Below are 20,268 nucleotides of genomic sequence, written 5' to 3' on the forward strand. Positions count from 1 at the left end.
CGACGGCTACAGCGGGATCGGGTCGATGTCGCAATCGGCACGCAGGCTCTGCAGGGCGTTCAGGGTGGCCGGGTGCCGCTCGCCGAGCACTCGCCGGAACACCGTCATCGTGTCCGACTGGATCTTCTCCGACTCCTGCAGGCGGCCGAGCGAGCGGAGGTCGAGCGCGAGATTCGAGGCGCAGGCGAGCGTCGACGGGTGTGACTCGCCCAGCATGCGTGCGGATCTGTCCAGTGTGTCGACATCCAGCTCGTACGCAGCCTGAAAGTCGCCGTTGACGTACCGATCGCTCGCCAGGTTGGTCGCGCAGACCAGAGTGCTCGCGTGATCCGGTCCGAGGGTCACCTGAAGCTGGTCGAATGACTCATGATCGTGACGGTAGGCCTCGCCGGTCTGGCCGGCGGCCCGTAGCGCGACCGCGAGGTTGATCCGTGCCGCGATCGCGTGCGGGTGCCGCTCCCCGAAGAGTTTCCGGTACCTCTCGAGCGTGGCTTTGCCGAGCGCCAACGCGGCATCGAGTTCGCCGGCGTGCCGCAAGTCGATGGCGAGGTTGAGCGCGGTCGCCATCGAGTCGGGGTAGTCGTCGCCGTAACGGCGGGACAACTTGCTCAGCGTAAGTTCGGACAGCGCCCGCGCTGCCTGGTGTTCGCCGGCTTTGCGGTAGCCGACCGCGAGGTTGCGGGCGGCGAAGATCGTGATCGGTGCGTCCTGTCCGAAAGCGGCCAGCGCCTGGTCGTGCGCTGCGCGAAGGCTGGTCACGGCGCCTAGGTAGTCGCCCGCCTCTCGCTGGTCGATCCCCCGGGACACCAGCGAGCGCATCGTCTCCGGATCCCTGATGCCGATGACGGCGGCACGTAGCTCGTACGTGCTCTGATCGAGCTCGTAGCTCTCCCGGTACTTCGCGTGCTGGCGGAGACTGACACCCAGGTTGTGCGCCAGGCGCAACGTAGACGGATCCTCCTCGCCCATGACGCGCAGCCCGGTCTGATAAGCCGATTGGTCGAGTTCGAGAGACGCCGCGAAATCGCCCGCCGTGCGGCGGCTCAGCGCGAGGTAGCTCATGGCGTCCAGCGTCCCCTCGTCCTCGTCCCCACCTGCTTCCCGGCAGAGTTCGAGGGTTCGTTGGTGATAGTCCTCCGCCTCGGCGTATCTGCCGTTCACCCAGAGGATGTAGCCGAGGAACTGCCCGAGTTGCAGGCACAGAGAGTCGCCACCACCGAACTCGGCCGCCCAGTGGTTGTAGGCCCGGCGAGCCATGTCCTCGCAGCCCTGGTGATCGCCCCACTCGTAGAGGAACCGCACCATGTTCATGACCAGCTTGCGGACGATGCTGTCGGTTGCCGTCCCCGCCTCGGAGACCACCACGTGCGGTCGAAGCGCCTGGAAGCGCGGCCACTGAATCGGATCCTGCGGGTTCGACGGATTCGAGAGCGCCAGCATGACCTGGGCGCCTCGTCGCATCCGGGCCCGTTGCTCGTGCGGCAGCTGTCCGATCAGCACCTGCTGGATCAGACGGTGCATCTGCAGCGTCTGCGACTGATAGTCGTAGCGGGCCAGAGCGTACCGCTGAATGTCGCGGATGGCGCGCGCGAGTTTGATCGGATCCTGCAGTGTCTCATCAAGGCCGGCGGTGATGGTGGCAGCGGGCGAGCCGGTCAACAGGTCACGGGAGATCGGTTCGGGTGCCAGGAAGGCGCAGATCTGTAGCAGCTCGAGCGCCGCCGGGTTTCGCTCGCGCAACTGGTCGAAGGAGATGTCCCAGGCGGCGGCGACCGGCAGCTCGTAGCCGACGGAGGACATCGCGCGGAGCAGCTCCAGCTGTTTGTCCGCCTGTTTCTCGGTCAGCAGGTCGAGGTACTGGTGGACCGGCATCCCGGTGGCCTTGCACCAGGCTGCTGCCTGTTCGACAGCGAGAGGCAGGTCACCGAGGGCCTCGGCGAGCCGTTCCGCGTCGGCCGGCTGCAGGGCGGCGGCCCGGCCTGTGAGGTATTCGCGGCTTTCCGAGCGGGTGAAGACGTTCACCTCAAGGGTGTTGGCGGACTGCTCCCAGTCCTGGTTGCGGGAGGTCACCAGGATCTTTCCGGCTCCGCCGGTGGGAAAGTACTGCCGGACGTCCTCGGGGGACTCGGCGTTGTCGAAGACGAGGAGCCAGCGCCGATAACCGGTCTGCCCGGTGCTGAGCGCCTCGAGAACGGCCGGGACCGCGACGTTCGCCTGCCCGGTGCTGTCCAGCTTGAGCCGTTCGGCCAAGGTCGTGAGCGCGACCTTGATCTGTCCCTCCTGTTCGGCGGAGATCCACCACACCAGTTCGTAATCTTGCGCATGTCGATGGACGTACTCGACCGCGAGCTGGGATTTACCGACACCCCCCATGCCGCGCAGCGCCTGTGGAAGGACCGCGGTCTCGCGAGACTCATTCAGCTGGCGATGCAGCCGGATCATGAGCTCGGTTCGGCCGGTGAAGTTGGGATTGCGAGGAGGCACGGATCCCCACACCTGCGGCAGCGGCTCCAGGGTCGGCGCGGTCGAGGTTGGCATCGAGTCTCCTGCTGTGGTGTCCGCCAGGTCGGTCGGTACGAGTGTGGTGTCGTCGCCGTTGTGATCGTTACCGTACATCACCACAATTCGGTCTGAATCCGGCGAATCTGGCACAAATTGTGTCAAGTTTTGGTCAGGCTCCTCGGGCGTCTGTTCGGCCGGCGGAGTGTCCTCGGCGGCTGCGCCGGACGGCCGGGCGAGATGCACGTTGAGCCACGCGACCTGCTGGCTCGTCCAACGCTGCAGGTCGGCGGCGAGTTCCTGCGTCACGTGCCTGCTCAGATGCTCGGCCAGGACGAGCGCGGCCGGGGGCCCGGACTCGCTCGGGCGTCGCAGGAGCTCCGCGAAGACCCGTTCCAGATCGGCATCGGCGTCCACCGGGCTGGGGATGCTGTCGCGCCACGCGTCACCCGACTGCTGTGCGGAGGCCTGCCGGACCAGGCCGATCCCCTCGACAAGGTGTGAGTCCGGCAGCAGGGTCCGCAACGGTGCTAGATCGATCATCTCGGTCGCCTTGATCGTGGCAGGCACATGCGGCGCCATGATGCTGAGCGCGGCGCGCAACGCATACATCCCACGTGCATGGCTGTGGCAGGCCATCGTGATCCGCAGGGCATGGAGCCGGGCCTCGTCGTGCTCCTGGATGTCCGGCAGGTTTGCCGTCTCGGTGCGGATCAGGCGGATGAGGAAGCGCCGGTCGGTCATCGCGTTCATGAACGGGATCTCGAGCAGCACCTCGGTGAGCGCGGCGCAGAACACGGCGGGTCCGTCATTCCGCGCGAGTGGCTGCACCGTCTCTCTCCTATCGCCTTGGCGTAGTGAATGCCTTACCAGCTGAGCATTGCATTCACATCACATGGAGTGAATGCTTGCGCCCACAGGGAATCTGTTTGTCCAAGCGGGCCCCACGACGTAGGCAACCTACCGGCCTCCGTTCGGCGATGGCGCGGGGCCTCCCGGGAACTCCACGTATATGCGTGGATCTTCCACGCCGAAAGGCCCGCACGCTCGCAACTCCTGCTCTTTCGGGTAGAGGGTTGTCCCTCGTGCGGATGGTCTGTCGCCTTTCGGCTTGTCAGGAGCGGCATCGCTGTAGCCCGGCGCCCGGACATCCACATCGGACGTCGCCCGGCATCCGTCAGCGCCGATGGTGCGCGCGGCGGCCACTCATGCCCCGATCCTGTCCGCCGCGCGCTCGGGCAGGCCCGCGCCGCCGCGCTTCGCGCGGTACATGGCGGCGTCGGCGTGGCGGAGCATGGTCGCGGCGTCGGTGTCCTCGCCGGGGGCGGCGATCGCGATGCCGACGCTGGCGCCGACCCGGATCGGGTAGCCGTCCACGTCGCGCTCGCGGCCGACCGCGTCCCGCACGCGGTCCGCGACGACCCGCGCCTCCTCCGGGTCGGTGATGCCGGTCAGCACGACCACGAACTCGTCGCCGCCGATCCGGCCGACGGCGTCGCCGGCCCGGGTCACCGTGCTCAGGTCCGCGCCGATGCGGCGCAACAACTCGTCGCCGACCGCGTGCCCGTAGGTGTCGTTGACCGGTTTGAACCCGTCCAGGTCCAGGAACAGCACGGCGACCGAGGACGTGTCCCGGGCCGCCAGCGCACGGTCCAGCCGCCGGCTCAGCTCGCCGCTGTTGACCAGCCCGGTCAGAGTGTCGTGGGCGGCCGTGTGCCGGACGCGGTCGTGGGCGAGCCGGCGTTCGGTCACGTCGCGCAGGTGGCCGACGACACCGCGTACCGCGGGCTCGGCGAGCAGGTTGCGGACGGTCAGCTCGTACCACCGGTGGTCGCCGTCGCGCCGTCGCAGCCGGACCTCGCGCACCTGATCGGTGCTCGCGTCCGACTCCCGCAGCAGCCGGCGCAGGCCGTCGAGCAGCGGGATGTCGTCCGGGTGCGCCAGGTCCCAGAGCGTACGGCCGATCAGCTCCTCCGGCTCGTAGCCGAGTGCGGCGCGTACCGCGGGGCTGACGTAGGTGAGGCCGGTCGCGTCGCCCACGGTGATCACGTCGGAGCTGTCCTGCACCAGCGCCCGGAAGCGCTGCTGCTCCCGTTCCCGCTGCTGGACGGCGACGCCGAGCACGCGCATGGCACTGGCCGTGCCGATGCCGATCAGCACCGCGATCGCGTGCACCTCCGGCGCGGGCAGGTAGGACGGGACCACCCCGGCCGCGACGGCGAGCTGCCCGAGCACGATCGAGCCCACACCGCAGACCAGCGCAGGCCGGACCGCGCGCGAGCCGGCCCAGTCCAGATGCATGGACAGGATGTGGAACTGTGCCACGGCCATCAGCGCGCCGTAGCCGAGCAGGTACATCGTGCAGGCCAGCAGCAGCATGTGCCCGCCGACCCGCCACCACAGCCGGCGGGTGCGGTCGCCGCCGGAGAGCCGCAGCTGGACCTGCGGCTGCTGGTAGACCACGCCGGCCAGCAGCGTCAGCGCGATCAGCCACAGTGGCCCGGTCCGGGCCAGCCCCAGCTGCCGCAGCACGATCACGACCAGCAGCACCAGCAGCGGCTCGGCACCGTGCCGGCCCCAGTGAACCGCGGTCAGCCGCATGACGTGCCCATCGGCGGGTAATCGGCCCGGCTGAGGCGGAAAGCCTCACAATCGCGGCCGGACCGCCGATCGGACCGGCGATGAGCGTCGTCTACGAAAGCGACCGCACCCGCATCGTCCGGCCTCCCGGCGAGCAGGGCGTGCTGCTCAAGACGTCCGCTCACCGGCGCACCGCGCACGAGCGCGCCATCCTGCACCGGCTCGCCGGGGTGCCGCGCGCGCAGCAGCTCGCCGCGACGGACGGGCGGCACGACGGGCTCGCACTGACCGGCTACGACGCGCCCACGCTGGCGGAGAGCGGGCCGATGGACGCGGGCACGCTGCTGCGATTCGCCACCGAGCTGGCCGAGGTGGTCGCGGCCGTGCACGCGCGCGGCGTCGCGCACCGGGACATCAACCCCACGAACATCCTTGCCGAGGGTACGCCGCCGCGTCCGATCCTGATCGACTTCGACCTGGCCACCACGTTCGCGGAGGAGCGGCCCGGGTTCACGCACCACACGGAGATCGCCGGGACGCTGCCCTACCTGGCGCCGGAGCAGACCGGGCGCACCGGGTGGCCGGTCGACCAGCGCGCCGACCTGTACGCGCTCGGTGCCACGCTCTACGAGCTGGCCGCGGGCACCCCGCCGTTCGGTGCCGGCGGCGACCCGCTCGACCTGATCCGCAGCCACCTCTCCGCCGTGCCCGCGCCGCTGCGGGACGTGCCACCGCAGTTCGCCGCCATCGTGGCCCGGCTGCTGGAGAAGGAGCCCGGCCGCCGCTATCAGAGCGCGGAGGGGCTGCTGCACGACCTGCGGCGGATGCGCGCGGAGCCGGGCGTGGAGTTCCCGCCGGGCGCGCACGACTTCCCGGCGCGCCTGGTGCCGCCGACCCGGCTGGCCGGCCGGGATCGGGAACTGGACGTGCTGCGCACGACGTTCCGGGACGCGGTCGCCGGGCGTACCCGCTGCCTGCTGGTCAACGGCGCGCCCGGCGTGGGCAAGAGCAGCCTGATCGACCAGCTCCGGCCGATGGTGACCGGCGCGGGCGGCTGGTTCGTCGCGGCCACGTTCGACCACCTGCGCCGCGGCGCGGACGTCGGCCCGGTCCGGCTCGCGGTCGCGGACATCGCCAGGATGCTGCTGGCCGAGCCGGAGGCGGCGCTGGCCGAGGCGCGCGCCCGGCTGCTCGACGCGCTCGGCACCGAGGCCGGGCTGCTCGCCTCGATCGTCCCGGACTTCCAGACCGTGCTCGGCATCCCGCCCGCGGCCGGCGACGAGGGCGATCCGCGCACCGCGACCGCGCGGCTGGCCCGCGTCGGGCTCAAGCTGCTGCAGGTCGTGGCGCGCCCGGACCGGCCGGTCGTGCTGGTGCTCGACGATCTCCAGTGGGCCGGACCGGCGCCGTTGCAGCTGGTCGACGAGGTGATCGAGGCAACCGACCTGGCCGGTCTGCTGCTGGTCGGCACGTACCGGGACGGCGAGCTGGACGAGGCCCACCCGCTCACCGCGCTGCTGCGCCGCTGGCACTCCCCGGTCCGGATCTCGCTGTCCAACCTCGCCGGCACCGACGTCGAGGGCCTGGTCGGGGAGCTGCTCAGACTGCCCGCCCGGGACGGTGCCGGGCTGGCCGCGGCCGTGCACGCGCGTACCGGCGGAAATCCCTTCGACACGGTCGTGCTGGTCAACGCGCTGCGCCGGGAGGGCGTGCTCACGCCGAGCCCGGACGGCTGGCACTGGGACCCGGACGCGCTGCGCCGCCACATCGGCGACGGTGACGTGCTCGGCCTGCTCCGCACGCGGATCGCCGCGCTGCCCCCGGAGACGGCCGACCTGGTCGCGGACCTGGCCTGCCTCGGCGGGCCGCTCTCCGGCGACGTGCTGCGCGCGCTCGGCGCGGACGACGTGCTGCTGCCCGCGCTGGAGGACGGGCTGCTGGTCGCGGACGGCGACGGCGTGCGGTTCCGGCACGACCGGGTCCGTCAGGCGGTCAGCGGGGAACGCGGTGCCCGGCACCTGAGCCTGGCCCGCCGCCTCGCGGCCGACCCCGGCTGCGGCGGACTCGCGGCCGAGCAGTACCAGCTGGCCGCCGCGGACGTGACCGATCCGGCCGAGTGCCGGCACGCGGTCGGGCTGCTGCTCGCGGCCGCCGGGCACGCGCGGATGGTCTCCAACTTCGCCGCCACGGAGAACCTGCTGGCCGCGGCCGCCCGCCTCGCGCCCGCGGAGGACACCGCGCTGCGACGCTCGATCCAGCTGGAACGGCACGCCGCGCTGATCGGCCTGGCACGGCTCGCCGAGGCGGACGAGATCTACGCGTCGATCGTCGCCGAGGCCACGCCGCCCACGCTCGCGCAGGCCACCACGCTGCAGGTCTGGAGCCTGAGCATCCGAGGCGGGGCCCGGGAGGCGTTCGCGCTGGGCACCGGCGTGCTGGCCGCGCTCGGCCACCCGATCCCGGACGGCCCGGCGCTGGAGACCTCGATCCTGGACGGCGTGGACCTGCTGGCCACGCTGACCGCGGCGCCGGAGAACACCGACCCGCACACGGCCGCGGCCGGCTCGCTCATCCACCAGCTGCTGGTCACCGGCTTTCAGGTCAGCGACGGCGTCGTCCCCTGGCTGGTGGCCGAGGCCGTGCGGCTGCGCGTGCACGGCGGCCCGGCACGCGCGCTGTGCGGCCCGCTCGGCTTCGTCATGCTGCTGACCATCCCGGCCCGCAACGACTACCGCACCGGGTACGTCGCCGCCCGCGAGCTGCTGGCCGAGGCCGAGACGCTGGGCTGGGAGCCGGCCACGTCCCAGGCCCGCTACCTCTTCGCGCTCACGTCGCAGCTCTGGTTCGAGCCGCTGGAGGAGGTGGTCCGGCAGGTCCGCCGTGCCCGCGAGGGCCTGTTACGCGCCGGCGACCAGGCGAGCGCGAGCATGACCTACGGCTCCACCGTGCCGATCCTGCTGGACTGCGCGGCCACGCTGGACGACGTGGTCACCGAGATCGAGAGCGGGGTCGCGCTGTCCGCGCGCATCGGCAACAGCCTGACCACGGACTCGATGACCTGCTGGTCGCAGCTGATCGCCGCGCTGCGCGGCGACGGCACGATGGACGTCGACGGCTTCTCCACCGCGGCGCACCTGGCCAAGGTCCGGGACGTGCCGATCGCGGTCGCCCAGCTCCTGCTGGCCGAGGCCCACCGTGCCGCGATCTTCGGCGACGCCGACGCGCTGGACCGGGCCACCGCCGAACTGGATCCGATGCGCGTCGGCCTGTCCACGCTGACCAGCCTGAGCGGCGCGTTCCTGCGCTGCCTCGCGCTCGTCACCCACCTCGACCCCGCCACGGTCGCGGAGCTGCACGCGCTGCGCGGCTGGCTCGCCGACCGCGCCGCGGAGGGACCGGCGAACGTCGCGCACCTGCACCTGTTCGTCGAGGCCGAGTGCGCCGCGGCGGACGGCGCGTTCGGCACCGCGATCCGCTTCTACGACGAGGCCCTGCAGCTGGCCGGCCGTCGCCGACCCTGGCACCGTGCGCTCATCGCGGAGCGGGCCGGCCGTTACCACCTGGCGCAGGGCCTGCGATTCGCCGGCGAGCGCATGATCAAAGACGCCTCCCGCTGGTACGACTCCTGGGGCGCGACCGGAAAGAGCGCGCGCCTGGCCGAGGAGTTCCCGTTCCTGCGCCGCTCCGCCCGCGCCGTCTCCGGTTCGACGCTCGGCATCACGTCCGAGACCGTGGACCTGCTCGCCGTGCTGCGGGCGTCGCAGGCGCTCAGCTCGTCGACGCGCGTGGGACGGTTGCAGGCGCAGGTGGCCGAGGTGCTGCAGGCGCTGACCGGCGCGACCGGCGTCCTGCTGGTCCTGCGCGACGTCGAGACCGGCGCCTGGTTCCTGCTCAACCCGTCACCCGCCGCGCCGGGCGCGGGCCGGGATGCCGTCGCGGAGGTCGGTCCTGGTCCGGGCCACGGCTCGGCCGCGGGTGCCGGTTTCACCGCCGGCTCGGCGGCTGCTGCCGGCCCGGCGGTTGCTGCGGGTGCGGGTGCCGCCCCGGATGTCGTGCCGCTGGCCGAGGCCGCGGACCGCCTGCCGCTGACCGCGTTCCGCTACGCGGAGCGCACCGGCGTCCCGCTCCTGATCGGCGACAGCGCGGACGACGACCGTTTCCGCGGGGATCCGTACCTGCACGGCGTACCCGGGAGATCGCTCTTGCTCGTGCCCATTCTCAGCCGGGGCGAGCCGCGGGGCATGCTCGTGCTGGAGAGCAGCCACGGCCGCAATGCCTTTGCCGTCACCGGGATCGGGACCGTGCAACTCATCGCCGGACAGCTCTCCGTGTCGCTGGACAACGCGCTGCTCTACGCCAGTCTCGAACGCAAGGTCGCGGAGCGCACCGAGGCGCTGCGCGCCGCCAACGAACAGCTGGAGACGCTGGCCGTCACGGACCCGCTCACCGGCCTGGCCAACCGCCGCCGCCTGACCGAGGTGCTGGAGGAGGCGTGGCGCCGCGCGGTCCGACCCCGGCTGCCGCTCGCGCTGGCGCTGGTCGACATCGACCACTTCAAGCTGCTCAACGACGTCTACGGCCACCCGGCCGGCGACGAGTGCCTCCGCCAGGTGTCCCGCACGCTGCTGCGCGCGGTCCGCGACACGGACACGGTGGCCCGGTTCGGCGGCGAGGAGTTCGTCGCGGTCCTCCCCGGCGCGGACCTGAACACCGCCATCGCGATCGCGGAACGCATGCGCGCGGCGGTGGCGGCCCTCGCCCACCCGCACGAGCTGGCCGAACACGCCATCGTCACGGTCAGCGTCGGCGTCGCGGCCGTCACGCCGGACCGCACCGGCCTGCACGAGACGCTGATCAAGATGGCCGACGAGGCGCTCTACTCCGCCAAGCGCGAGGGCCGCAACCGCGTCGTCGCGCACTCGCCGTGAAGCCGGTCCGCGTCATTGCGTGTTCGCGGTGAGGCCGGGCCGCGTGATCGCGTATGCGCGGTGAGGCCGGGCCGCGTCATCGCGCGTCGGAGGTGAGGCCGATCCGGGCCTCGACCTCGATCTCGATCCGCATCCGGGGGTCGGCGAGCCCGCAGACGATCATCGTGGCGGCCGGTCGCACGTCCGCGAACGCGGCGCGCAGCGCCGGCCAGCAGGGCGCGAAGTCCTCGCGGTCCGGGAGCAGATAGCGGACGCGGACCACGTCCGCGAACGTGCACCCGGCCTCGGCCAGCGCCGCGCCGATGTTGCGCAGCGCCTGCTCCGCCTGGGACACCACGTCGTCCGCGATGGTCATCGTCGCGTAGTCGAACCCGGTGGTGCCGGAGACGTGGACCTGGTCGCCGGCCACGACCGCGCGGGCGTACCCGATCTGCTCCTCGAACGTGGAACCACTGAGAATGATGCGTTTCCCTGTCACCTCGGCACGGTACTGGAGGCGCCGACCGGCCGGCGCCTCCACACCCGTGCCGCGGTCAGGTAGCGCAGGCCGCGCCGTTGAGCGACCAGCCGGCGGGCGCGGTGTCGGTGCCGGCGTGGGTGGCCTGGAAGCCGAAGGAGACGCCGGCGCCGGGCGCGATCGTGGCGTTGTAGTCGGCGTTGCGCGCGGTGACGGTCGTGCCGGACTGGGAGACCGTGGCGTTCCAGCTGCTCGTGACGGTCTGTCCGTTGGCGAAGCCGAACGTCAGCGTCCAGCCGTTGATGGCGCCGGTGCCGGTGTTCGTCACGGTGATCTCGCCGGTGAAGCCGGTGGACCAGGAGTTGGCGGTGTAGGCGACCCGGCAGGTGGTGGCGCCGGGCGTGGTCGGGACGACGGTGGGGCTCGGCGTCGGGTTCGTCGGCACGACGGTGGGCGTCGGCGTCGGGTTCGTCGTGCCCGAGATCGCCAGCGCGTCGGATGAGAACGTGCCGTGCGCCGGGTTGATGTCGGACTCGCCGCCCGCGCCGTCGCAGCCGCGGCTCGGGTTGAACATCAGGTACGTGCCGGACGTGCAGTTCGTGCCGGTCGGGCCGCCCGGGGGCTCCGCGTCGCCGCCGACCACCGCGGACCCGCCGACCGTGGCGCCGCCCTGGACGATCGCGCTGCCCCGCACGACCGCGTTGCCGTTGACCGTGCCGCCGTTGACCCAGGCCAGATCCTCGATGCGGGCGTTGCCGGTGACCGTGCCGCTGTAGACGGCCGCGCGCGGGCCGACGTAGGCGGTGGACGCCACGCTCGCGTTGCCCGCCACCCAGCCGCCGCCGTTGCTGTGCCAGCGGCCGCCGTTCGTCGCCGCGGGCTTGACGTAGCCGGGGGCGTGCTCGACCGGGTAGGCGCCGGAGACGCGGAACTCGTACGGGTAGCGGCGGTTCTTCGGCCAGCCGTCCAGGAAGCCGTACTTCGGGACCGCGTTCGCCGGCGTGCCGGTGACCACCAGGAACACCTCGGACTCGCCGGACTGCGTCTGGATGCTGATCTCCGCGTCCGTGCCCTGGGCGAGCGTGCCGTACCGCGGCACGCCGTTCCTGACCGCGACGAACCCGAACGTCCAGCCGGTCGCGCCGGTCTCCGCGTGGCCCTTGAGGCGCACCCGGATCAGCCCGCCGTCCGTGTCCGGCTTGAGCTGGATCTTGTTGTAGCCGTAGTCGGACGGCGCCATCGCGTCGGAGATCCGGTAGTGGCGCGCGCTCGCGTTGACGGCCTCGACCGGCACGCCCTTGTACGCGTTGAGGAACCCGGCGCCGTACACATTGGTGATGAAGGGCAGGAAGTCCGCGCGGTTGGTGTAGTCCCAGGTGACGTTGTGCTGCGCGTACTCGCCGAGCCGCCGGTTCAGCTCCGCTTGCGTGATGTTGTTGATCCGCCGGTACGTCTCCAGTGGATGTTCGCTGCTCAGCGCCTCGTTCCACACCCGGTTGAACATCGCGAGCCCGTCGCGGTCCTTGATGTACTGCGGCAGCATCCAGGCGCCGTAGTGGTGTCGCGACGACGAGTAGTAAAGGTTTTCGGTCCGCAGCCACCGGGTGAGGTCGCCGGCCGCGGTCCGGGGGTACACCTGCATGGCCATGAACTCGGCGCTGGCCTCCCAGAACGTGCCCGCGGACGCGTGCGTGAAGCCCACGCCGGAGCGCCCGAGGAACGTGTAGTTCTGGAAGACATGTCCGAGTTCGTGGGCCAGCCCCCAGGATCCGGGCTGGGCCGCGGCGGGCGCAATGTTGATGACGCCGACCGTGTTGTCGGTCGAGCCGCCGGTCGCCCAGGCGTCGAGCGCGGTGCGGTTCCAGGTGCGCGTCACGATCACGATGATCTTGTGCTGGGCGAGCAGCCCGGTCTCGGTCGTGAAGCGCATGCTGTTGATGTAGAACGCGTAGAGCGTCTCGAGCTGGCTCAGGATGTTGTCCGGATCGAAGCGGTAGTCCCCGGACGCGTTCAGCGGATTCGTGCCGGATTTTTCGCCCCATAGCAGGATGAAGTTGGTCGACTCGCGGCTGCGGTCCGTGGCCCAGGGCACCTCGCCGGTGCTCTGCCAGCGCGCCGGGATCCACACCGACTTGGCCGCGGCGGCGGCCGGCGGCACCAGCTCGGGCACGGCCATCGGGGCCGCGCCCAGGGCGACGAGCGCCAGGGCGGCCAGCCATCGGCGAGCTCTCATCGGGGGTCCTCTCGACGGTCTGACACTGATGACCGTCAATGTAGGCGCACGTTTGAATAGACGCAAATGAATGCTAGGCTGATGTCGAAAACGATTTCGATACGTTTCGATGTCCGGAGGACTCATGCCCCTCTCGCGGAAACGATCACTCCTCGCCGCGCTGGCCGCCCTGCTGATCGGCCTCGTCGCCGCGCCCCCGCAACCCGCGGCCGCCGCCCCCGCCGCCCCTGCCACCTTCACCAACCCGCTCAAGGCGCAGGGCCCGGACCCGTGGCTCACCTACTACCAGGGCTTCTACTACCTGGCCACCACGACCTGGACCAACAGGATCACCATGCGGAAGTCGGCCACGCTCGGCGGCCTCAAGACCGCGCCGGACACGCTGCTCTTCACGCTCACCCGCCCGAACGGCGCCGGCACCATGTGGGCGCCCGAGTTCTTCCTGCTCGACGGCCCGAACGGCAAGCGGTGGTACTTCTACTACACCGCCGGCCAGGAGCCGTACAACCTCGGCACCCAGCGCATCCACGTGCTGGAGAGCGCCGGCCTGGACCCGATGGGGCCCTACACGTTCAAGGCCGACCTGCTCGACCCGGCCCAGAACAACACCTGGGAGCTGGACCCGAGCATCCTGCAGCTCAACGGCAACCTCTACCTGCTCGGCACGTTCTACAACGGCTCGCAGCCGATGTTCATCCGCCCGCTCAGCAACCCGTGGACCGCCGGCGGCACGCGCAGGACGCTGTCCACGCCCACGTACGGCTGGGAGACGGTCGGCGGCGCGGTCAACGAGGGCGGCGAGGTGCTGCAACGCAACGGGAAGACGTTCATCGTCTACTCCGCCAGCCACTGCTCCACGCCCGACTACAAGCTCGGCATGCTGACCTACAACGGCGGCGACCCGCTGCTCTCCTCGTCCTGGACCAAGTCGCCGAACCCGGTCTTCCAGCGCAACAACGCGGCCGGCGTCTACGCCCCGGGCCACAACGGCTTCTTCAAGAGCCCCGACGGTACGGAGGACTGGCTCGTCTACCACGCCAACAGCTCTGCCTCCGGCGGCTGCGACCTGAACCGCTCCACCCGCGCCCAGAGGTTCACCTGGAACGCGGACGGTACGCCGAACTTCGGCACGCCGGTCGGCCTGGGCGTCGCGATCGCGGGCCCGTCCGGCGAGTGATCGTGTCGAAAAGCGGATCGGTCCGTTCGAGGTAGGAGGAGAAGACTTCCTCACCTCGAACGGAGCCGTACCGTGCTCAACGCGCTCGGCATGATCGCCGGCCCCCTCTACGTCCTCGTCTCGCTCGCCGAAGTGCTGCTGCGCCCCGGCTTCGACCCGAACCGGCACGCCTGGAGCATGCTGGCCAACGGCTCCTGGGGCTGGGTCCACGTCGCCAACCTGATCATCTCCGGCGCGCTGGTCGTCGCGGGCGCGGCCGGGCTCCGGGCACGGCTGCGCGGGCCCGCGATCGGGATCGGCCTCTACGGCCTCGGACTGATCGCGGCCGGCGTCTTCCGTGCCGATCCCGGCCAGGGCTTCCCGCCCGGCACGCCGGACGACGCCGCCACCGTCAGCTGGCACGGCATCGCGCACCTCGCATCCGGCGGCGTCGGCTTCATCGGCCTCGTCGTCGCCGCGCTGCTGGTCGCCCGTCGCTTCGCGCCGGATCGCGCGTTCTCGCTGTTCTCGGCCGTGACCGGCGTCGTCTTCCTCGCGACCTTCGTCGCGCTGGCCGGCGGTGGTGGCGCGTCCTGGACGCTGTGGGCCTTCAGCGGCGCGGTCATTCTCGCGTCCGCCTGGCTCACCGTTCTTTTCGCGAGGGTACGCACGCCGCGCGCGTAAAACCGGTCGGTTCGCGGACGGGGAGGTGGCAGGATCGCAGTCGATGCCCACAGAACTGCGCCCCAGCTACCCCGTCCGCACCGAGCGCCTGCTGCTGCGGCCGCTCACCACGGCGGATGTCGACGCGCTCGTCGCGTACCGCAGCATTCCGGACCTCTGCCGGTTCGTGCCGTTCCCGCCGCAGAACCGGGCGGACATCGAGGCGCGGCTGGAGGGCGTGTTCGCCAACCACACGCTGACCGGCGAGGGCCAGAACCTCACGCTCGGCGTGGAGGTGGCCGCGACCGGCGAGCTGATCGGCGACGTGATCCTCTTCTACCACTCCCAGCTGCACGCGGGCGGTGAGGTCGGCTGGATCCTCAACCCCCGATACGGCGGCCACGGGTACGCCACCGAGGCCGCCCGCGCGCTGCTCCGGCTCGGCTTCGAGGAACTGGGCCTGCGCCGCATCATCGCCCGGATCGACGAGCGGAACACCGCCTCGGCCCGGCTGGCGCACCGCCTCGGCATGCGCCAGGAGGCCCGCCTGGTGGAGAACGAGTTCTTCAAGGGCGAGTGGAGCACCGAGCTGGACTTCGCGATGCTGGCCACGGAGTGGTTCGCCTCGCACGCGTCCCCCACCCCGTGACGATCGGGGCGTCCCCGGCGCCGTCGGAACGAGGGACGCCTCGATCACGGGATCAGCGATGCTGCCAGGCGGCCGCGGGCGTGAGCGGGACCGGGGACGGGCGGTCCGTGGTGGTGGTCAGCGCGATCCGGCGGCCCTCGCCGGCGGAGCGCAGCAGGCTGGTCATCGCGTCCAGCACGTGCAGCGCCAGCGAGCCGCCGGCCCGCGCCTCCGACGTGATCATGTCGAGCAGGCCGACGCCACGGCTCGCGTCCGAGTAACCGGCGGACGGCGGCAACGTGCGCCAGTCGTCGCCGCCCAGCGGGAACAGCCGGACGTCGCCGCCGAACGTGTTCGGATCCGGGACCACCAGCGTGCCGGACTCGCCGTGCACCTCGATCGGGGCAGCGCTCGTCCGTACCCCGTCAAAGCTCGTGGTGATCGTGGAGAGCGCGCCGCCGTCGTGCTCCAGGACGCCGGTGACGTGCGTGTCCACCCCGACCGGGATGCGCTCGCCCGCGCGCGTGCCGGACCCGATCGTCCGCTCGCCGCGCAGCCGTGCGCCGACGCCGGTCACCGCGCGGATCGGGCCGAGCAGCTGGACCAAGGCGGACAGGTAGTACGGCCCCATGTCGAGCAGCGGGCCGCCGCCGGGGGAGTAGTAGAAGTCAGGGTTCGGATGCCAGCGCTCGTGGCCGGGCGTCATCATCACGGCCAGCGCGGACAGCGGGCGGCCGATCAGGCCCTCGTCGATCGCGGCGCGTGCGGTCTGGGTACCGGTGCCGAGCACGGTGTCCGGCGCGCAGCCGAGCGCGACCCCGGCGCGGGCCGCCCGCGCCACGACCTCCTCCGCCTCCTCGAACGTGGCGGCGAGCGGCTTCTCGCCGTACACCCCCTTGTTCTTGCTGATGGCGCGCAGCGCGATGTCCGCGTGCGCGGCCGGGATGGTCAGGTTGAGCACGGTCTGCACGTCCGGGCTGTCCAGCAGCGCGTCGACGGAGAGCGCCTGCGTGCCGGGCAGCTGCTCCGCGACCGCGCCGGCCCTGGCCGCGTCGAGGTCCGCGACCGCGGCGACGCGCACGGCGGGGTGGCCGGCGAGCGTCTCCAGGTATGCCCGGGAGATGACACCGAGCCCTACGATGCCGATGCCGTGCGGGTCGCCCACGTCATGCCCCTCTCGATGATCGTGCGCACGCCGGCGTGCTCCAGCACATCCAGACTGTGGCCGGGCGTGGACACCACGATCCGCCCGTCGCCCCACTGCCGGGTCCAGACCGCGGGTGAGGTGACCGGCCGGTGCCACGGGTGCCACGGCGGCGCCGGGTGCGTGGTGGTGGCCAGCACGTCGCTGAGGTCGTCGTGCAACACCCAGTACTGCTCCGTGGTGAGCGTGAAGTCGTCCAGGCCGGCGGTGATCGGATGCTCCCGGCCCGCGTCGGTCAGCGTGATGGTGTGCGGCAGGAAGTTGTCCTCCGGACCGCCGGCGCACGCGGACGGCTCCTTGCTCGGGTGCGTGGCGAACTGGCCGCCCACCAGCTGCAGATAGTCCGACGACGCACGGAACGAATCCGCGATGCCGCCGTGCCAGCCGGTGAAGCCGGTGCCGGCCGCGATCGCCGCGCGCAGGCCCTTGACCTCCTCGCCACGGATCTCGGACATGGTCACGCACTGCACGATCAGGTCGGTGCGCGCCAGCTCGGCCGCATCCGCATAGACCGTGGTGTCGTCGCTGATCGTCACCTCGAATCCCTGGGCCTTCAGGAACGGAAGGAACAGCTCCGTCGCCTCGACCGGCCGGTGTCCCTCCCAGCCGCCACGTACTACGAGTGCCCGCATGGTCACCGACGCTAGGCGCGCGCCGGGGGACGCGTCAATGACCGGAGTGCGAAGCGGTCACGGTGAGCGGCATGGCAGGCTGAGGGGATGTGGGATACCGCCCGGATGGCCGGGTTCTTCGCGGCGCACGCGGTCTGGGGTGTGTCGAACGGCGAGGTGCTGGTGCCGATGTACGGCTACGAGAAGCAGGACGGCAAGCGCGGCCTGGACCGCTTCCCCGGCGATCTGCAGGCCGGCGCCGCGTCCGCGCACCAGTCGCTGCGGAACAACCCGCACGAGGCCGTGAACTCCGTGGTCATCCTGGACGGCTTCATCGAGCTGCCGGACGGCGAGACCGACGCGCTGTTGGTGGAGGCGGTGGGCCACCCGCCGTTCGACTTCCTGCTGCGCATGGCCATTCCGTACCGGCCGATGTCCGAGCCGGAGGGCTTCGCGGTCTTCCGGCCCAAGTTCATCGAGGTCGACGGCGCGCCCGAGGACCAGTTCGAGGAGCTCACCGAGGCGTTCTTCGAGGGCGTCGAGGCCCACGAGCACGCGGCGCCGATCTGGCTGGCCGCGATCGACCACTCCCGCTGAGCGGTCGATCACGGCCGGCCGTCACGGTCAGGCCGCTCCGGCCTCCGGCTTCAGCGCGATCAGCCGGCCCCCATGGAGGCGGAGCACGCGCACCGCACGCATCGGGGAAGGCTGTTCGAGGAAGGCGACGTGGCGCGTGCGCCGGACCACGCGCTTCTCGCTCCCGCCGGGTGCGGCGGCGGGGCTGCTCGCCGCCGCACCGGCCGGCCGGGAGAGCGCTGTCAGCTGCGAGCTGTCCTCCCGGCCCTCCAGGAAGGCCTTCTGCAGCGCGGCGATCCGGGCGGCGTCCATCAGGCGACCCACCTCAGGCGCAGTCGGAGGCGAACGTGCCGCCCCGCGACTGCGACGGCACCACGAACGTGCCGATGACCTGCAGATTGTCGGTGAGGCCGAAGATCTCGTGGATGGTGTCGCCGGGGTCGTCCGGCCGCAGCGCCCGGACCTCGTCGCCGACCAGCAGCACCGACCGGTAACCCTGCGGGAAGACGACCGGGGTCTGCACGACCATGCCGGCGACCGCACCGTCCGAGGCGACCGCGGACGGCCAGACGATCTGCGACGGCAGCGTCTCGATCTCGTCCGCCTCGATGTTGTAGCGGAACGCGGTTCCGTCCGAGACCAGGCCGACCACCCAGTCACCGCGCATCGCGGTGGGCCGGACCCATTCCGCGCCCTCGGGCAGCGGCAGCGCCCTGACCTCGCCGTCCGGCAGCCAGAGCGTGCCGGTGCCGACCGAGTCCGACCAGGTGATCTCCGTGGTCCGGCCGTTGCCGGTGGTGCCCACCACGGTGGTGCCGTCGTCGCTGACCGCCACGACCTCGCCGACGTTGTGCCCGGACGGCAGCTCCAGCATGGTCGGCGCCGCGGCCGGAGACGCCCAGACCGCCGGCCGCTCGTCCACCTTGCCGCCGATGACGCCGCCGGTCTCGGCGATCGCGACCGCGCGCGCGTCCGTGCCCTGGAGCAGCGTCGGCGTGTTGTTCAGGTACACCCAGGCCTTCGAGGCCTGTCCGGTGTTGTAGGACCAGGCGGCGAACGCGCCGGCGCTGTTGATCTGGGTGGGGATCAGCACCACGCCGGTGCCCTCGCCCTCCATCGGCACCGCGCTGAGCTCATCGCCGTTCTCGACCAGCACCGGCGCACTGAACTTGCCGGTGCTGGTCACCGCCCACCGGCCGGTGCGATCCGTGATCATCAGCGACGAGTCCTGACTGAGATCCTGGCTCACGCAGCTGCGGCCCTCCGGCGCCGTACCCGGACCGGTCGTCGGGATCGGCACCGTCGTCGGGGCGGACGGCTCCCACGACGCGCTCCCCGCGGCCATCGGCAGTCCCGCCGCGTTGCCGAGCGGCAGCACGGCGAAGCCCGCACCGGCCGTCACCGCCAGCACGGCCGCGAACGCGGCACCGCCCGCCATCGCGCGCGTGCGCCGCTTGCGCGAGCCGTCCCGCATGATCGTCGCCAGGTCGATGCGCGGGTCCGCCGGTGGCTCCTCCGCCAGCGGCGCCAGCATCCGCCGCGCCTGCTCTTCCTCGTTATCCGGTTTCATCGCGATACCTCCAGGGTCATGCTCGGCATCCGCTCGCCGAGGATCCTGCGCATGGCGCTCAGTGCGTGTGCGGTCTGGGACTTGACGGTGCCCTCGGACACGCCGAGGACCAGCGCGGTGTCGGCCACGCTCTGATCGCAGAGGAACCGCAGCACCAGGACCGCCTGCTGGTTCGGCGTGATCCGGGCCAGCGCGGCCCGCAGCACCTGCTTCTCCTCCAGATCCGCCGCGTCCTCCGGGTCCGGCTGCCGCTCGGGGGTGGTCCCGCCGCCGAGCAGACGCACCTTCCACCAGCCCCGGCGGCGCTCGTTGAGGAACGTGCGCACGAGGATCCGGTGCACGTACCCGTCGACGTTCTCCGCCTTCGACACCCGGTGCCACCGCGAGTACACGGTCGTCAGCGCCTCCTGCACCAGGTCGTCGGCCTGATGCGTGTCGCCGCTGAGCAGGTAGGCCCAGCGGCGCAGCGCCGCCATCCGACCGTGCACGTACGCGAGGTAATCGGCGTCCGTCGTGTCGCTCATGCCCGCTCCTGTCGACATGTCACGAACGGAAGACACGAGCCGGCCGCGCCCGGTTGTAGGTCGGATCAAAATCTTTTCCGGTCGTACGCCCGCGGCCGCTCGTGATCCTGCTTTGCCTGTGCGGTCAGCGGCTGACCTAGATGACTGCCACGCTGGGCCGATGATCCTCAACCCGCCCACCGGTGCCGCCGCGCTCAACCCGTTCGTGATCGTGGACGACGCGGCCGGATTTGTCACGTTCGTCTGCGAGGTCTTCGACGTCACCGAGACCGCCGAGGCACGCACCCCCATGCCGGACGGCAAACTCATCCACGCGGAGGTACGGATGGGCACGGTCGACCTGATGGCCGCCGACCGCCTCGACGGCTGGCCCGCCCGCCCCGGCCTGCTGCAGGTATGGGTGCGATCCGCCGCCGAGGTGCTGGACCGGGCCGCCACGCGCGGCGCGACCGTCGTGACCCCGCCCGTGCCGTTCTACGGAGAGTCAACACTCGCGCGACTGCTCGACCCGTGGGGCAACCTCTGGTGGCTGTACTCTCCCGCGCCCGGACAGCCCGATCCCGTACCCGCCTGGGAGGGCGGCGACGACATCGTCTTCAGCACGCTCGACCGGACGCTGAAGTCGCTCGGCTGACGGTC

15 protein-coding genes are annotated in these 20,268 nt (G+C 71.5%); 6 read left to right on the plus strand and 9 right to left on the minus strand.

Features of this window, described 5'->3' with window-relative positions; genetic code table 11:
- Window positions 1–6 precede the first annotated feature (6 nt).
- On the minus strand, window positions 7–3,330 hold the full coding sequence (gene fxsT / locus OP04_RS17060) for an FxSxx-COOH system tetratricopeptide repeat protein (RefSeq protein WP_157239917.1): 3,324 nt from the start codon (window positions 3,328–3,330) through the stop codon (window positions 7–9).
- A 375-nt stretch (window positions 3,331–3,705) separates the two neighbouring features.
- Window positions 3,706–5,100 carry a sensor domain-containing diguanylate cyclase gene (locus OP04_RS49750; RefSeq protein ID WP_051798104.1) on the minus strand — a complete coding sequence of 465 codons (1,395 nt, stop codon included), beginning with the start codon at window positions 5,098–5,100 and terminating at the stop codon, window positions 3,706–3,708.
- 80 nt (window positions 5,101–5,180) lie between these two features.
- Here OP04_RS49750 and OP04_RS48515 point away from each other — a divergent pair, with 80 nt between their 5' ends.
- Window positions 5,181–10,007 carry a diguanylate cyclase gene (locus OP04_RS48515; protein WP_035086321.1) on the plus strand — a complete coding sequence of 1,609 codons (4,827 nt, stop codon included), beginning with the start codon at window positions 5,181–5,183 and terminating at the stop codon, window positions 10,005–10,007.
- 76 nt (window positions 10,008–10,083) lie between these two features.
- Here OP04_RS48515 and OP04_RS17075 read toward each other — a convergent pair whose 3' ends face one another.
- The gene (locus OP04_RS17075; RefSeq protein WP_033340736.1) at window positions 10,084–10,485 is read right to left on the minus strand and encodes a RidA family protein; all 402 of its coding nucleotides are present in this window, start codon (window positions 10,483–10,485) and stop codon (window positions 10,084–10,086) included.
- A 55-nt stretch (window positions 10,486–10,540) separates the two neighbouring features.
- Window positions 10,541–12,697 (minus strand): DUF6055 domain-containing protein, encoded by a 2,157-nt coding sequence (locus OP04_RS55660; RefSeq protein WP_063746618.1) that lies wholly within the window; start codon window positions 12,695–12,697, stop codon window positions 10,541–10,543.
- Between the two features lie 124 nt (window positions 12,698–12,821).
- Between OP04_RS55660 and OP04_RS17085 the strand changes: the two genes are divergently transcribed.
- From OP04_RS17085 to OP04_RS17095, 3 genes are all read left to right on the plus strand, one after another.
- Complete coding sequence (locus OP04_RS17085; protein ID WP_232323615.1) at window positions 12,822–13,874, plus strand: glycoside hydrolase family 43 protein; 1,053 nt, start codon at window positions 12,822–12,824, stop codon at window positions 13,872–13,874.
- A gap of 72 nt (window positions 13,875–13,946) precedes the next feature.
- Window positions 13,947–14,537 carry a DUF998 domain-containing protein gene (locus tag OP04_RS17090; protein ID WP_033340590.1) on the plus strand — a complete coding sequence of 197 codons (591 nt, stop codon included), beginning with the start codon at window positions 13,947–13,949 and terminating at the stop codon, window positions 14,535–14,537.
- Between the two features lie 43 nt (window positions 14,538–14,580).
- On the plus strand, window positions 14,581–15,165 hold the full coding sequence (locus OP04_RS17095) for a GNAT family N-acetyltransferase (protein WP_033340591.1): 585 nt from the start codon (window positions 14,581–14,583) through the stop codon (window positions 15,163–15,165).
- A 52-nt stretch (window positions 15,166–15,217) separates the two neighbouring features.
- Here the strand turns inward: OP04_RS17095 and OP04_RS17100 are convergent, their stop codons facing one another.
- Together OP04_RS17100 and OP04_RS17105 are read right to left on the minus strand one after the other, a co-directional pair.
- Complete coding sequence (locus OP04_RS17100) at window positions 15,218–16,309, minus strand: Gfo/Idh/MocA family protein (protein WP_033340592.1); 1,092 nt, start codon at window positions 16,307–16,309, stop codon at window positions 15,218–15,220.
- Window positions 16,279–16,980 (minus strand): ThuA domain-containing protein, encoded by a 702-nt coding sequence (locus tag OP04_RS17105; protein ID WP_033340593.1) that lies wholly within the window; start codon window positions 16,978–16,980, stop codon window positions 16,279–16,281. The genes OP04_RS17100 and OP04_RS17105 overlap by 31 nt, the downstream gene beginning before the upstream one ends.
- Window positions 16,981–17,067: 87 nt before the next feature.
- Here OP04_RS17105 and OP04_RS17110 point away from each other — a divergent pair, with 87 nt between their 5' ends.
- Entirely contained in the window at window positions 17,068–17,556 is a 489-nt protein-coding gene (locus OP04_RS17110; protein ID WP_157239920.1) for a hypothetical protein, read from the plus strand.
- 27 nt (window positions 17,557–17,583) lie between these two features.
- On the opposite strand, the gene OP04_RS17115 is transcribed toward OP04_RS17110, so the two are convergent.
- The 3 genes from OP04_RS17115 to OP04_RS17125 are packed head-to-tail and all read right to left on the minus strand — an operon-like array spanning window position 17,584 to window position 19,629.
- Window positions 17,584–17,847 carry a hypothetical protein gene (locus tag OP04_RS17115; protein WP_157239922.1) on the minus strand — a complete coding sequence of 88 codons (264 nt, stop codon included), beginning with the start codon at window positions 17,845–17,847 and terminating at the stop codon, window positions 17,584–17,586.
- A gap of 13 nt (window positions 17,848–17,860) precedes the next feature.
- On the minus strand, window positions 17,861–19,105 hold the full coding sequence (locus OP04_RS17120; protein ID WP_033340596.1) for a hypothetical protein: 1,245 nt from the start codon (window positions 19,103–19,105) through the stop codon (window positions 17,861–17,863).
- Window positions 19,102–19,629 (minus strand): SigE family RNA polymerase sigma factor, encoded by a 528-nt coding sequence (locus OP04_RS17125; RefSeq protein ID WP_033340597.1) that lies wholly within the window; start codon window positions 19,627–19,629, stop codon window positions 19,102–19,104. The genes OP04_RS17120 and OP04_RS17125 overlap by 4 nt, the downstream gene beginning before the upstream one ends.
- 160 nt (window positions 19,630–19,789) lie before the next feature.
- Here OP04_RS17125 and OP04_RS17130 point away from each other — a divergent pair, with 160 nt between their 5' ends.
- Window positions 19,790–20,263: a VOC family protein gene (locus OP04_RS17130; RefSeq protein WP_033340598.1), complete on the plus strand. Its 474-nt coding sequence runs from the start codon at window positions 19,790–19,792 to the stop codon at window positions 20,261–20,263.
- The last annotated feature ends 5 nt before the right edge of the window (window positions 20,264–20,268 follow it).

Origin of the sequence: Catenuloplanes japonicus, from assembly GCF_000717135.1 — a bacterium.
GTDB lineage: Bacteria > Actinomycetota > Actinomycetes > Mycobacteriales > Micromonosporaceae > Catenuloplanes > Catenuloplanes japonicus.